Origin of the sequence: Bradyrhizobium sp. CSA207 (genome assembly GCF_029051685.1) — a bacterium.
GTDB lineage: Bacteria > Pseudomonadota > Alphaproteobacteria > Rhizobiales > Xanthobacteraceae > Bradyrhizobium.
Genome location: NZ_JAACFT010000030.1, coordinates 11,826 through 24,663 on the forward strand (window position 1 = coordinate 11,826; position 12,838 = coordinate 24,663).

9 protein-coding genes and 2 tRNA genes are annotated in these 12,838 nt (G+C 63.6%); 8 read left to right on the plus strand and 3 right to left on the minus strand.

The features are described 5' to 3' along the window. Nucleotides 1–344: 344 nt before the first annotated feature. Nucleotides 345–1,844 carry an NAD(P)H-hydrate dehydratase gene (locus GWG65_RS29175; protein ID WP_275198970.1) on the plus strand — a complete coding sequence of 500 codons (1,500 nt, stop codon included), beginning with the start codon at nucleotides 345–347 and terminating at the stop codon, nucleotides 1,842–1,844. A gap of 7 nt (nucleotides 1,845–1,851) precedes the next feature. Here GWG65_RS29175 and GWG65_RS29180 read toward each other — a convergent pair whose 3' ends face one another. After that, the gene (locus GWG65_RS29180) at nucleotides 1,852–3,156 is read right to left on the minus strand and encodes a multicopper oxidase domain-containing protein (protein ID WP_275198971.1); all 1,305 of its coding nucleotides are present in this window, start codon (nucleotides 3,154–3,156) and stop codon (nucleotides 1,852–1,854) included. Between the two features lie 153 nt (nucleotides 3,157–3,309). Between GWG65_RS29180 and GWG65_RS29185 the strand changes: the two genes are divergently transcribed. The 6 genes from GWG65_RS29185 to GWG65_RS29210 all read left to right on the plus strand — a co-directional run bounded on the left by GWG65_RS29185 (nucleotide 3,310) and on the right by GWG65_RS29210 (nucleotide 10,824). Further along, nucleotides 3,310–3,394, plus strand: a tRNA-Leu gene (locus GWG65_RS29185). 180 nt (nucleotides 3,395–3,574) lie between these two features. After that, nucleotides 3,575–4,936 carry a trigger factor gene (tig, locus tag GWG65_RS29190; RefSeq protein WP_275198972.1) on the plus strand — a complete coding sequence of 454 codons (1,362 nt, stop codon included), beginning with the start codon at nucleotides 3,575–3,577 and terminating at the stop codon, nucleotides 4,934–4,936. Nucleotides 4,937–5,214: 278 nt separating this feature from the next. After that, on the plus strand, nucleotides 5,215–5,850 hold the full coding sequence (locus tag GWG65_RS29195) for an ATP-dependent Clp protease proteolytic subunit (protein WP_148743670.1): 636 nt from the start codon (nucleotides 5,215–5,217) through the stop codon (nucleotides 5,848–5,850). Between the two features lie 472 nt (nucleotides 5,851–6,322). Then, a complete protein-coding gene (clpX, locus tag GWG65_RS29200) occupies nucleotides 6,323–7,594 on the plus strand; it encodes an ATP-dependent Clp protease ATP-binding subunit ClpX (RefSeq protein ID WP_148743669.1) in 1,272 nt (423 codons plus the stop codon). A gap of 328 nt (nucleotides 7,595–7,922) precedes the next feature. Further along, complete coding sequence (gene lon, locus GWG65_RS29205) at nucleotides 7,923–10,346, plus strand: endopeptidase La (protein ID WP_247383686.1); 2,424 nt, start codon at nucleotides 7,923–7,925, stop codon at nucleotides 10,344–10,346. Nucleotides 10,347–10,419: 73 nt separating this feature from the next. Beyond that, entirely contained in the window at nucleotides 10,420–10,824 is a 405-nt protein-coding gene (locus tag GWG65_RS29210; RefSeq protein ID WP_275198973.1) for a GFA family protein, read from the plus strand. A 123-nt stretch (nucleotides 10,825–10,947) separates the two neighbouring features. Here the strand turns inward: GWG65_RS29210 and GWG65_RS29215 are convergent. Both GWG65_RS29215 and GWG65_RS29220 read right to left on the minus strand, forming a co-directional pair. Then, a tRNA-Val gene (locus tag GWG65_RS29215) sits at nucleotides 10,948–11,024 on the minus strand. 313 nt (nucleotides 11,025–11,337) lie between these two features. After that, nucleotides 11,338–11,700 carry a hypothetical protein gene (locus tag GWG65_RS29220; protein ID WP_275198974.1) on the minus strand — a complete coding sequence of 121 codons (363 nt, stop codon included), beginning with the start codon at nucleotides 11,698–11,700 and terminating at the stop codon, nucleotides 11,338–11,340. Between the two features lie 225 nt (nucleotides 11,701–11,925). Between GWG65_RS29220 and GWG65_RS29225 the strand changes: the two genes are divergently transcribed. Beyond that, entirely contained in the window at nucleotides 11,926–12,786 is an 861-nt protein-coding gene (locus GWG65_RS29225; protein ID WP_275198975.1) for a methyltransferase domain-containing protein, read from the plus strand. The last annotated feature ends 52 nt before the right edge of the window (nucleotides 12,787–12,838 follow it).

Here is a 12,838-nt window from a genome sequence, read left to right on the forward strand (position 1 = left end):
TCTTCGTCAGGATGCGCTTTTCTCACGCACGAACTTGTCTTCGCTGTGCCGGGATGCCTGACCAACCCGGCGGCGGCCGGCCACACCTTACATATATGCCAGTGAGCACGACGAACCGAAGCGGCTTCCTCGAAAGCAGGGTCTATGCCAAGTTGCAAATGCCCTGATTGTTGGAGCGTTATCAGCCCTTTAACGAGCATCTCTGATAGGTGGAGCCGACCGGCCCAAAATACCGAAGACTACGAAATAGGCAAACGGTCAATGTGTGTGCAGGCGTCTATTCCCATATATGGGATCGGCACGGAAGATGCCTGTTGAAGAGGCGTTTGTACCAGGGAAGTGGCATGGAAGTTCTGACCAACGCTGAAATGCAGCGGGCCGACCAGCTCAGCATTGCGGCCGGCACGCCCGGCTTCAAGCTGATGCTGAGCGCCGGCCAGGCGGTCGCCGAAGCCGCCAATGCGCTGGTGGAGGAGGGGCCGATCCTCGTCGTGGCCGGCCCCGGCAACAATGGCGGCGACGGTTTTGTCGCAGCCGCCGAGCTTGCCGCCCAGGGGCGCGAGGTCTCGGTGATCCTGATGTGCGAGCGCGATCAGCTTCAGGGCGATGCAGCTTCCGCCGCGCGCGGCTGGAAGCACCCGGTGCTCCCGTTTAATCCGCAGGCGATCGGCAGGCCGGCGCTGATCATCGATGCGCTGTTCGGCGCAGGCCTGAGCCGCGCCGTTGGCGGCGAGGCGCACGAGATGATCGAAGCGATCAACGCCAACGGCGCGCCGGTGCTCGCCGTCGACCTGCCGAGCGGCATCAACGGCACCAGCGCTGCCGTGATGGGCGTCGCGGTGAACGCCATTGAGACTGTCACCTTCTTCCGCAAGAAGCCGGCGCATCTGCTGCTGCCGGGGCGGGTGCATTGCGGTGCCGTGCGTGTCGCCGATATCGGCATCGACGCGCAGGTGCTGGACGAGATCAGGCCGCAGATCTTCGAGAACGATCCGGATTTCTGGGGCGCAGCTTTTCCGGTGCCCCGCATCGACGGCCACAAATTTGCGCGGGGCCACGTCCTGGCAGTCTCGGGCGACGCCGCCGCGACCGGCGCGGCGCGGCTCGCCGCCCGCGGGGCCTTGCGCGCCGGCGCGGGCCTCGTGACGCTGGCGAGCCCACGCGATGCGCTCGCCATCAATGCGGCCGCGCTCACGGCGGTCATGGTTCGCCCGGTCGATACTGCGGTCGAATTCGGCGAGCTGCTCGGCGACAAGCGTTACAACACCTGCATGATCGGCCCCGGTGCGGGCATCGGCGATCGCACCTGCGATTTCGTCCACACCGCGCTCACGGCGCAGCGGCACCTGGTGCTCGATGCGGATGCGCTGACGAGCTTTGCCGCAAACCCCGAGCGATTGTTTGAATCGATCAAGTCCTCGCAGGACAATGCGGTGGTGCTGACACCGCATGAGGGCGAGTTTCCGCGGCTGTTCTCCGACCTCAGCAACAAATATCCGCACCGCTCCAAGCTCGAGCGCGTCCGCGCCGCGGCCGAGCGCTCCGGCGCCGTCGTGCTGCTGAAGGGCCCGGACACAACGATCGCCGCGCCCGACGGCCGCGCCACCATCGCCGCCAACGCGCCGCCCTGGCTCGCTACCGCGGGCGCCGGTGACGTGCTCTCGGGCATCATCGCAGGGCTGCTGGCGCAAGGCGTGCCGGCGTTCGAGGCCGCCAGCATCGGCGTCTGGATGCACGGCGAGGCGGCCAGCGAGGCAGGGCCAGGCCTGATCGCGGAAGACCTGACCGAGACGCTGCCGGCGGTGCACCGGCGAGTTTATAGTGCGTTGGGGGTGGAGTACTAGCTAGCGCTCACTCCACCGCATACCAGCGCACCAGCAGCGGCGCCGCCCAGTCGGCCACGACGGATTCGATCAGCCATCGTCCGGGTGAGGTCGCGGCGAACGCGATGCGCTGGGTTTGGCCTGGCTCGATTGCGAGCGTGTCGAGCCAGTAAGGCTTCCAGCCATCGTCGAGCCGGTCGAGCAGGCGGAAATGATGGCCGTGGAGGTGGAAGACGGTGGTGACAGCCCCGGGATTCTTGAGTGCCAGCACGACGGTGCGGCCGGCCCTGGCGCGGAAGGCGGGGGCAGACGCGGTGGAGAAGCTTGCAGGCCGTGTCCAACCGGCGTCGGGTGCGCCGAGCGCGACATCGAACCGCAGGGCGCCTTTCAGATCGAGCTGCTCAGGGAGACCGTTCGACGGGAGGGGCTGTGGATCAAACAGCGGGACGCGCCGCTCCCGTGTGCCAGAGATCGTGAGGCTCCCGACCTGGCGCGCCTCCTTGCCGTCGTGCAGCAGGAACGGGGCCGATGTGGCCGCATCCACAAATGCGTCGACGCGCGCGCCGGGGGCCAGCACCACAGCGCCGCCGCGCGCCGGGAACGGCTCGGCGGGCTGTCCGTCCATGGCCATCACGCGGACGTCGTGGTTTTCCAATTTGATCGCCAGGACAGTGCGTTGGGAGCCGTTGATAAAGCGTAGCCGCAACCGCTCGTTGGCTGCAGCTGAGAGTTCAAATGAAGTCTGCCCGTTGATCGTATAGAGCGGCTGAGTGTCCTTCGGGTCTCGGCCCGGGGGAAGCGCGGTCCCATCCGGCCGCAGGCGCCATTCCTCGATCAACAGCACCTCGTCACGGTCGACTGCCGCGCGGCTCGCCTCCTCGGCGATGACCGGAAGCGGGCGGCCGGGTGCCTTCAGGCCGTCCTCGAAGAGACGAAAGTCAGCCAGCAAGGTTCCTGCGCTTGGTATTGAAATGATTGATGTTTCAGTCGTGTCTGGCGGGGTTGGCGCGCGCCCCCGCAGCGGATCGGCCGCGGCCGCGCCATTAAGGCCGTACCAGACTGGAGCAAGCGGTACAGGCAGGTCGTTGCGAAACACCACCTCGCAGCGGTCCCCGCGCTTGAGGTGGACGTTCCCGATATGGCTTACGGCGGCCAGCTCCCAGATTGGTGTAGCCGGCTGAGCCGGCCTCAGAACCAGACTCGCGAGGCGGGCCTGGAGGGCGAGCTGGGCGGTAACCGACGGGGCTGCACCGCCGCCAATCACCCCCGCCGCCGAGGCGCCCAGGCCGGCCAGGACCTCGCGTCGGGAGGGGACAAAAATCCGCATTCTCATGCGGCGATCCCGACCATGCTGCGCTGGATAAGTCCAGTCGCCATGCCTAGTTGAAGTGAGCGTCGACACGGCCATTTTTTTGCTGCGAACAGGCGGGCCCATGCTATAAGCCCGCCGCCCGCGGCATCGCGGCCGGTCTTGATGCAAATTCTCGCGGGCGTGGCGGAACTGGTAGACGCGCTGGATTTAGGTTCCAGTGACGAAAGTTGTGGGGGTTCGAGTCCCTCCGCCCGCACCAAGCGCTTTCAGCGTTTGCACGGATTACTGAAGGGCCTGTTCCTCGCGGATGTTTTTCCGCAAGGAGCTAAGTCCGATGAACCCACTGGCGCAGGGGCATTGGCCTCGCGCGCTGGATCGATTGATGACAGCGTCCCGACGCGCAACGCGCCGGGACCGAACGAGAAGAAGATTGGACGCCATGCAGGTCACAGAAACCGTCTCGGAAGGTTTGAAGCACGAATTCAAGATCAGCGTTCCCGCGTCTGATCTTGACGCCAAGGCCGGCGCCAAGCTCGTCGATCTCAAGGACAAGGTTCGCCTCAACGGCTTCCGTCCCGGCAAAGTGCCGGTCAATCACCTGAAGAAGGTCTATGGCCGTTCGGTGATGGCCGAGACCATCGACCAGACCATCCGCGACACTAACACGCAGCTCTTCTCCGAGCGCGGCTTCCGCCTCGCAACCGAGCCGAAGATCACGATGCCGACCGAGCAGGCCGAGGTTGAGGAGCTGCTGTCGGGCAAGTCCGACCTGACCTACACGGTCGCGATCGAAGTGGTGCCGGCGATCGCACTCGCCGACTTCAAGTCGTTCCAGGTCGAGAAGCCGGTTGCTGAAGTCTCCGACACGGATGTCGACGAGGCGATCAAGCGCATCGCCGATTCGAACCGCGGCTACGCCGCGAAGGCCGAGGGCGCGAAGGCCGAATCCGGCGACCGCGTCACCATCAGCTTCAAGGGCACCATCAACGGCGAGGCCTTCGAGGGCGGCGCCGGCGAGGGCATCCAGGTCGTGATCGGCTCCAACACCTTCATTCCCGGCTTCGAGGAGCAGCTGACCGGTATCGGCGCGGGCGAGACCCGTACGCTGAAGGTGTCGTTCCCGAAGAACTACATGAACGACAAGCTGGCCGGCCAGCCGGCCGAGTTCGAGACCACCGCGACGCTGATCGAGGCGCCGCAGGACGTCGCGATCGACGACGAGTTCGCCAAGACGCTCGGCCTGGAATCGCTCGACAAGCTCAAGGAAGCTGCGCGCGAGCGGCTGGTCGCGGAGTTCGCGACCGCGACGCGCCAGCGCGTCAAGCGCGCGCTGCTCGACAAGCTCGACGAGGCGCATCGTTTCGAGGCGCCGCCCTCGCTCGTCGACGAGGAGTTCAATCTGATGTGGAACTCGGTCAAGGCCGAGATGGACTCCGCCGGCAAGACCTTTGCCGACGAGGACACCACTGAAGATGCCGCCAAGGAAGAGTACCGCAAGATCGCCGACCGCCGCGTGCGGCTCGGCCTCGTGCTGTCGGAGATCGGCGAGAAGAACAAGATCACCGTGACCGACGACGAGGTCGGCCGCGCCGTGATCGAGCGGGCGCGCTCGATGCCGGGCCGCGAGAAGGAAGTCTGGGACTATTACCGCAGCAACGCCCAAGCGTTGGCCCAGCTTCGTGCACCGATTTATGAGGACAAGGTCGTCGACTTCATCCTCGAACTCGCCAACGTGACCGAGAAGAAGGTCTCGCGCGAGGACCTTTACAAGGACGACGAAGCGGAAAAGACCGCCGCCTGAGGGCGTTGAGAACGCCTTCTATTAAGGATGATCTGCGTAACAGGCCCAACTAGCCAGGTGGCCGGCTGGGCCTCTTTGCGCGAATCAGCTTCAACTGCCGCGACGATTAAGCCTTAATGCGCTCCGCACTTGTCTGGCGCGAATTGGGCTATATCTGTGGCTTCGCCCTCTACCAAAGTTCCTGCATCACGGGACGTTCGTCGCCCTTCAGGCAAATCCAGCCAGGAAACTGGCAGCCAAGAGTGGCGACGTCCGCGTCCGAAAAACCTAGGTGACTCATGCGCGATCCGGTTGAAACCTACATGAACCTCGTGCCCATGGTGGTCGAGCAGACCAACCGTGGCGAGCGCGCCTACGACATTTTTTCGCGCCTGTTGAAGGAGCGCATCATCTTCCTGACCGGGCCGGTCGAGGACGGCATGTCGACCCTGGTGGTCGCGCAGCTCCTGTTCCTTGAAGCGGAAAATCCGAAGAAGGAAATCTCGATGTACATCAACTCGCCGGGCGGCGTGGTGACGTCGGGCCTTGCGATCTACGACACCATCCAGTTCATCCGCCCCCCGGTCTCGACGTTGTGCACGGGCCAGGCCGCCTCGATGGGCTCGCTGCTGCTCGCCGCCGGCGAGAAGGACATGCGCTTCTCGCTGCCGAACGCGCGTATCATGGTGCATCAGCCCTCCGGCGGCTTCCAGGGCCAGGCCACCGACATCATGCTGCACGCCCAGGAAATCCTGAACCTGAAGAAGCGGCTCAACGAGATCTATGTGAAGCACACCGGCCAGACCTACAAGGCGATCGAGGATGCGCTGGAACGCGACAAGTTCCTCACCGCGTCGGACGCCAAGGAGTTCGGCCTGGTCGACAAGGTCATCGACAAGCGCGCCGAGGAGCCGGCGGGCACGAAGGCCCCGTAACACGACCGGGGGCTGCAATATCGATCCTTGGAAGCTCCTTGGAATAGGTGTTGGGATTTCGGGATCGTCGGAGCGCCGTTGGCGTTAACGGCTCACTTCGCACGGGCGCAAAAAGTACCTTTGCGCCCCGCGGCAGGCGGAAGGTTCCGCTTTCGTGCTTGTTTTTCGTGGTAATCCAGCAACGCCGGGGTGATTTCGATCACTTCGCCCGTGCCAAGACCTGAAATCACGGTATTGTCACGGGTAGCCGGCGGCCCCCCGATTAGCGAATTCTTGATAGTCGGGTGACAGCATGGTTGGCTACGATTGATCGACTATGATCGCGGAGAATCGAGCGACCGTGATTCGCACGGGATGCAACGCGTAGGGTCTTTTTTGGTACGGAATTTGCTCTATTTGATGGTCTGTACCGGCTGTCGTGCCGGAATAGAGCGATCGAGCGGACGGGATCGAACCGCGGACGGAGACATGAATGAGTAAGGTCGGCACGAGCGACTCCAAGAACACGCTGTATTGCTCGTTCTGCGGCAAGAGCCAGCACGAAGTCCGCAAACTGATCGCGGGTCCCACGGTCTTCATTTGCGACGAGTGCGTCGAGCTCTGCATGGACATCATCCGCGAGGAAAACAAATCCTCGCTGGTCAAGTCGCGCGACGGCATTCCGACGCCGAAGGAAATCTGCAAGGTGCTGGACGATTACGTGATCGGCCAGAGCCATGCGAAGAAGGTCCTGTCGGTCGCGGTGCACAACCACTACAAGCGCCTCAACCACCAGACCAAGCACAACGACGTCGAGCTCGCGAAGTCGAACATCCTGCTGATCGGTCCGACCGGCTCGGGCAAGACGCTGCTCGCGCAGACGCTCGCCCGCATCCTGGACGTGCCGTTCACGATGGCCGATGCGACAACGCTGACCGAAGCCGGCTATGTCGGCGAGGACGTCGAGAACATCATCCTGAAGCTGCTCCAGGCCGCCGACTACAACGTCGAGCGCGCCCAGCGCGGCATCGTCTATATCGACGAAATCGACAAGATCAGTCGCAAATCCGACAATCCCTCGATCACGCGCGACGTGTCGGGTGAGGGCGTGCAGCAGGCGCTGTTGAAGATCATGGAAGGCACGGTGGCTTCGGTCCCGCCGCAGGGCGGCCGCAAGCATCCCCAGCAGGAGTTCCTGCAGGTGGATACCACCAACATCCTGTTCATCTGCGGCGGTGCGTTTTCCGGGCTCGAGAAGATCATCTCGGCGCGCGGACGTTCGACCTCGATCGGTTTCGCCGCTCAGGTGCTGGCGCCGGAAGACCGCCGCACCGGCGAGATCTTCCGTCACGTCGAGCCCGAGGATCTCCTGAAGTACGGCCTGATCCCCGAGTTCGTCGGCCGCTTGCCCGTGGTGGCGACGCTGGAGGATCTCGACGAGACGTCGCTCAAGAAGATCCTGGTCGAGCCGAAGAACGCGCTGGTGAAACAGTACCAGCGGCTGTTCGAGATGGAGAACATCGAGCTGACGTTCGCCGACGAGGCCCTTGGCGCGGTTGCCCGCAGGGCGATCGAGCGCAAGACCGGCGCGCGTGGCCTGCGTTCGATCCTCGAGGCGATCCTGCTCGAGACCATGTTCGACCTGCCGGGCCTCGAAGGTGTGGAAGAAGTCGTGATTTCGCGCGAAGTCGTGGAAGGCACGGCCCGTCCGCTGTACATCTACGCCGATCGGTCCGATCGCGCCGTCGAGAACGCCAGCGCCTGAGCCAAGGGCGCTGAGAGCTCTAATCGTCCTGTCAGAAATGACGGCTGCGGAACGTATCTCCGCAGCTGGTGTTGCGTCGCTTGTCCGCGTGCGTAAGCGCCTGATGGCGCGCGTTTTTCAATGACTTGACACCCCCCGGGTCGATAGCCACCTAATGTCGGCGGCGAGTAACAATTCTCTTCAAGATTCGCCTCAGTTCCGATCCGGCAGAGCCCGGTCCGACCCTGCGAAGGACCGACCGGTTTTGCGGATCACCTCGGCACCTTGTGGCGGTTGCGCATGAGCATGGCGGGCTGCGTGCAAGGGGGCAAAGCAAAAGGAAAAGGCCATGACCAATCCAAAACCCAGGCCAACCATCGTCCATGGCGAAACGCACGCTTATCCCGTGTTGCCGCTGCGCGATATCGTCGTCTTCCCACACATGATCGTGCCGCTCTTCGTCGGCCGCGAGAAGTCGATCCGCGCGCTCGAAGAGGTGATGAAGAACGATGCGCTGATCATGCTCGCGACGCAGAAGAACGCGTCCGACGATGATCCAGCGCCCGATGCCATTTACGAGACCGGTACGCTTGCCAGCGTGCTCCAGCTCTTGAAGCTTCCCGACGGCACCGTGAAGGTGCTGGTCGAAGGGCTCGAGCGCGCGCGCGTGCAGAAGTATACCGATCGCGCCGACTATTACGAAGCGACTGCGATTGCACTCGCCGACACCGATGCGAAGTCGGTCGAGGCCGAGGCCATGGCGCGCTCGGTCGTGTCCGACTTCGAGAGCTATGTGAAGCTCAACAAGAAGATCTCGGCCGAGGTCGTCGGCGTCGTGCAGGCGATTACCGATTTCGCCAAGCTCGCCGATACGGTCGCCTCGCATCTCGCCGTCAAGATCGCGGATCGCCAGGGCATCCTGGAGACGCTGTCGGTCACGCAGCGCCTGGAGAAGGTGCTGGGCCTGATGGAGAGCGAGATCTCGGTGCTCCAGGTCGAGAAGCGCATCCGCTCGCGCGTCAAGCGCCAGATGGAGAAGACCCAGCGCGAGTACTATCTCAACGAGCAGATGAAGGCGATCCAGAAGGAGCTCGGCGACGACGAAGGCCGCGATGAGCTCGCTGATCTCGAAGAGAAGATCTCCAAGACCAAGCTCTCCAAGGAAGCGCGCGAGAAGGCGCAGCACGAATTGAAGAAGCTGCGCCAGATGTCGCCGATGTCCGCGGAAGCGACCGTCGTGCGGAACTATCTGGATTGGCTGCTGTCGATCCCGTGGAACAAGAAGTCCAAGGTGAAGAAGGATCTGGAAGCCGCACAGGCGGTTCTGGATGCGGATCACTATGGGCTTGAGAAGGTCAAAGACCGCATTGTCGAGTATCTGGCGGTGCAGACACGCGCCAACAAGCTGACCGGACCGATCCTGTGCCTCGTCGGGCCTCCCGGCGTCGGCAAGACCTCGCTCGGCAAGTCGATCGCGAAGGCGACGGGCCGCGAGTTCGTGCGCGTCTCGCTCGGCGGCGTGCGTGACGAGGCCGAGATCCGCGGTCACCGCCGCACCTATATCGGCTCGATGCCCGGCAAGATCATCCAGTCGATGCGCAAGGCCAAGTCGTCCAATCCGCTGTTCCTGCTGGACGAGATCGACAAGATGGGCGCCGACTTCCGCGGCGATCCGTCCTCGGCGCTGCTCGAGGTTTTGGACCCCGAGCAGAACGCGACCTTCAACGACCACTATCTCGAGGTCGACTACGATCTCTCCAACGTGATGTTCATCACGACCGCGAATACGCTCAATATTCCGGGACCGCTGATGGACCGCATGGAGATCATCCGGATCGCGGGCTACACCGAGAACGAGAAGGTCGAGATCGCGCGCAAGCACCTGATCCCGAACGCGGTGTCCAAGCACGGTCTGGACTCCAAGGAGTTCTCGATCGACGACGACGCGCTGCTGCTTCTGATCCGCCGCTACACCCGCGAAGCGGGCGTGCGTAATCTGGAGCGTGAGCTTTCGACACTCGCCCGCAAGGCAGTGAAGGAGCTGATGATCTCCAAGAAGAAGTCGGTCAAGGTCACCGAGAAGTCTCTCGAAGAGTTTCTGGGTGTGCCGAAGTACCGCTTCGGCGAGATCGAGAGCGAGCCGCAGGTCGGCATCGTCACCGGCCTTGCCTGGACCGACGTCGGCGGCGAGCTGCTGACGATCGAAGGCGTCATGATGCCCGGCAAGGGCAAGATGACGGTCACGGGCAATCTGCGTGACGTGATGAAGGAATCGATCTCGGCGGCGGCGTCCTACGTTCGTTCGCGCGCGATCGTCTACGGTATCGAGCCTCCGCTGTTCGACCGGCGCGACATCCACGTGCACGTGCCGGAAGGCGCGACGCCGAAGGACGGCCCGTCGGCGGGCGTTGCGATGGCCACTGCGATCATCTCGGTCATGACCGGCATCCCGGTCCGCCATGACGTCGCGATGACCGGCGAAATCACGCTGCGCGGCCGGGTGCTGCCGATCGGCGGCCTGAAGGAGAAGCTGCTCGCCGCTGCCCGCGGCGGCATCAAGACGGTGCTGATCCCCGAGGACAACGCCAAGGATCTCACGGAGATTTCCGATGCGATCAAGGGCGGCATGGAGATCATTCCGGTCTCGCGGCTGGATGACGTCGTTGCCAAGGCATTGGTGAAGAAACCCGTGCCGATCGTCTGGGAAGAGGACACCAAGGTGACGGTGAAGCCGGACGGCGACGAAGCCGCCGGCGGCCTGACCGCTCACTGATCTGCTACGAAAATGATAAAACGGCGCCTTCGGGCGCCGTTTTGGTTTAGGGGGCAGTTCCGGAGGCGGAGGCATGCGGATCGACGGACAATGCCATTGTGGGCGGATCACCTATGAGGCCGAGATCGACCCCGACGCGATCTCGGTGTGCCACTGCACCGATTGCCAGGCGCTGACCGGCTCGCCGTTCCGCGTGACGGCCGTCTGTTCCGGGACCGATGTCCACCTGACCGCCGGTATGCCAAGGATCTACGGCAAGCGCGGCGACAACGGCCAGATGCGCTTCCAGCACTTTTGCGGCGACTGCGGTTCCCCGCTGTTCACCAGCGGCGAGGGCGACCAGGCCGGCGATTGGGGCATCCGCTGGGGCAGCATCCGCCAGCGCGACACCCTGCGGCCGGTGAGGCAGATCTGGTGCCAGTCGGCCGTGGCCTGGATCGATGCGGTGCCTGGGCTGCCGGGCCGGCCGCAAGACTGAGCCGGGCTTGTAGAGACACTGCTCATGTTGAGGAGCCCGCCTTCGCCTAGACGGCTTCGGCGTGGCAGCCTTCGCCCGCTTCGGATGGCTTGCCGAGCCGTAGCTCGCGAAGCGAGCCAAGGCTGGTGGGCGGTCACGGATTCGAACCGCGGACCCTCTCGGTGTAAACGAGATGCTCTAACCAGCTGAGCTAACCGCCCCACAGCGTCTCTTTAGCCCCGCCGCGGGTGTTGGAGCAAGGGGCCGTACGCACCGTAGTTCGGCCCCAGGCAATTGGGCGCGGGGCAGGTTTCCGACGGGATGTTGACGGCGTACCCTTGGCCAAATGCGGCGAGCATTTGACCGCTTTGTTCGTGTCGCACGAGAAACCCCGCAGCAGGTCTCGCTGCAGGGCATTCTTCCGGTAGTGTGAATCGGTCGTCCGATCCGGATCGATTTCAACGCCGCTTCGCGGCGGGCAGGCGACGATCTGCCCCCGCCACACTGCCCTTCGACGAGACCTCTCGCCTGGTCTCAGGCGGTCTTGGTAAACATCGTCAGGACACCGTCGGCGATGTTGATCGCGACCACTTGCGACGAATTCAAGCCCTTGGCCTTGAGGACGGACGCTGCCTGCGGCGTGGCGTCGATAGACTTCCGAAGCGACTGTATGTCTTCGTCGCTTGTATGCGCCACGATTTCATCGACTTTCGCGCGCACTGCCGGCTGCAATTCCTTGACATCGACGACCTCTATGCTCCGTATCACTGTCCTGGACTGATCGGACGGAGACTCGGCGCCGGGTTGCGAAGGTGCTCGCTGTGCCTGCACCAGAGCCGGAGTTCCGAGGGAGAGAGCTGCAACGATGACGGATGCCGTGAAGCTGCGCATGGTCATGCCTTTCCTTTCCGGTTTGAGGAATGGGAAAACTATCGACCAAATCTGGTTGGCGTCTGATTCTGATGTGGCCGTTCGGTGAAACCAATGCGGCTGCAATGCGCACACGCCGCGGCGGCTCTGGTGATGTTCCCTCATCTGCCGGTCTTGCTCTGAAGTCGACGCGATGGACCGGGCGGGATGCAGTCACACGACATGTCGTCTTGACAATATTGGAGAGGAATAATGGGCAGTACTACCGGCCACGAACTTAATGCCGATCAGATCGCCTATTGGAACGGGCCGAGCGGGCAGCGCTGGGCCGATCGCCATGCGGTGCAGGAGACGCTGCTCGGACCGATCGCGGATGTCTTGATCAGCCGCGCCAGGCCGCAGCCGGGCGAGCGTGTGATCGATGTCGGTTGCGGCTCGGGTGCTACGACGGTCGCGTTCGCGAAAGCGGTGGCGCCGAACGGTCTTGCGCTCGGCCTCGACGTCTCCGACCCGATGCTGTCGCAGGCGCGTGCGCTGGCGCCAAAGGGGCTGCCGCTTGATTTCGTGCTGGCGGATGCGACGGTCCATCCGTTCGAGCCGGCGAGCTTTGATTTGCTGGCCTCACGCTTCGGCGTGATGTTTTTCGCCGATCCGATAGCGTCGTTTACCAATCTGCATCACGCGCTGAAATCCTCGGGACGGCTGGCGTTTGCCTGCTGGCGCGAGCCGAAGGAAAACCCGTGGATGATGACGCCGCTGATGGCGGTCTACAAGCACGTGCCGAAGATGCCGCCGGTCGGACCGGAGGAGCCGGGCCCGTTCGCCTTCGCCTCGGAGGAGCGCGTGATGCGCATTCTGAAAGATGCTGGCTTCGTCGACGTCGCGATGGAGCCGCACAATCTCGCGATGGACGTCGCCATCGGAGGCGGGCTGGATGCCGCCGTCGACGGCTCGCTCCAGATCGGCCCCGCCAGCCGCGCGCTCCAGGGCCATCCTCCGGAGATCTACGAGGCCGCAAAAGCCTCGATCCGCGAGATGCTTGCGCCGTTCCTGAAGGGGCAGAGCGTTGCGTTGCAGGGCGCGATCTGGATCGTGACGGCGAGGGCGGCGTAGCGCCGCTGCTTCCTCGTCGTCATTGCGAGGAGCCCTTGCGACGAAGCAATCC

What these genes read in the sequence shown, in the direction of transcription:
- GWG65_RS29175 (WP_275198970.1), top strand. Translation starts at nt 345, where the DNA reads ATGGAAGTTCTGACCAACGCTGAAATGCAGCGGGCCGACCAGCTCAGC.
- GWG65_RS29180 (WP_275198971.1), bottom strand. Translation starts at nt 3,156, where the DNA reads ATGAGAATGCGGATTTTTGTCCCCTCCCGACGCGAGGTCCTGGCCGGC.
- tig (WP_275198972.1), top strand. Translation starts at nt 3,575, where the DNA reads ATGCAGGTCACAGAAACCGTCTCGGAAGGTTTGAAGCACGAATTCAAG.
- GWG65_RS29195 (WP_148743670.1), top strand. Translation starts at nt 5,215, where the DNA reads ATGCGCGATCCGGTTGAAACCTACATGAACCTCGTGCCCATGGTGGTC.
- clpX (WP_148743669.1), top strand. Translation starts at nt 6,323, where the DNA reads ATGAGTAAGGTCGGCACGAGCGACTCCAAGAACACGCTGTATTGCTCG.
- lon (WP_247383686.1), top strand. Translation starts at nt 7,923, where the DNA reads ATGACCAATCCAAAACCCAGGCCAACCATCGTCCATGGCGAAACGCAC.
- GWG65_RS29210 (WP_275198973.1), top strand. Translation starts at nt 10,420, where the DNA reads ATGCGGATCGACGGACAATGCCATTGTGGGCGGATCACCTATGAGGCC.
- GWG65_RS29220 (WP_275198974.1), bottom strand. Translation starts at nt 11,700, where the DNA reads ATGACCATGCGCAGCTTCACGGCATCCGTCATCGTTGCAGCTCTCTCC.
- GWG65_RS29225 (WP_275198975.1), top strand. Translation starts at nt 11,926, where the DNA reads ATGGGCAGTACTACCGGCCACGAACTTAATGCCGATCAGATCGCCTAT.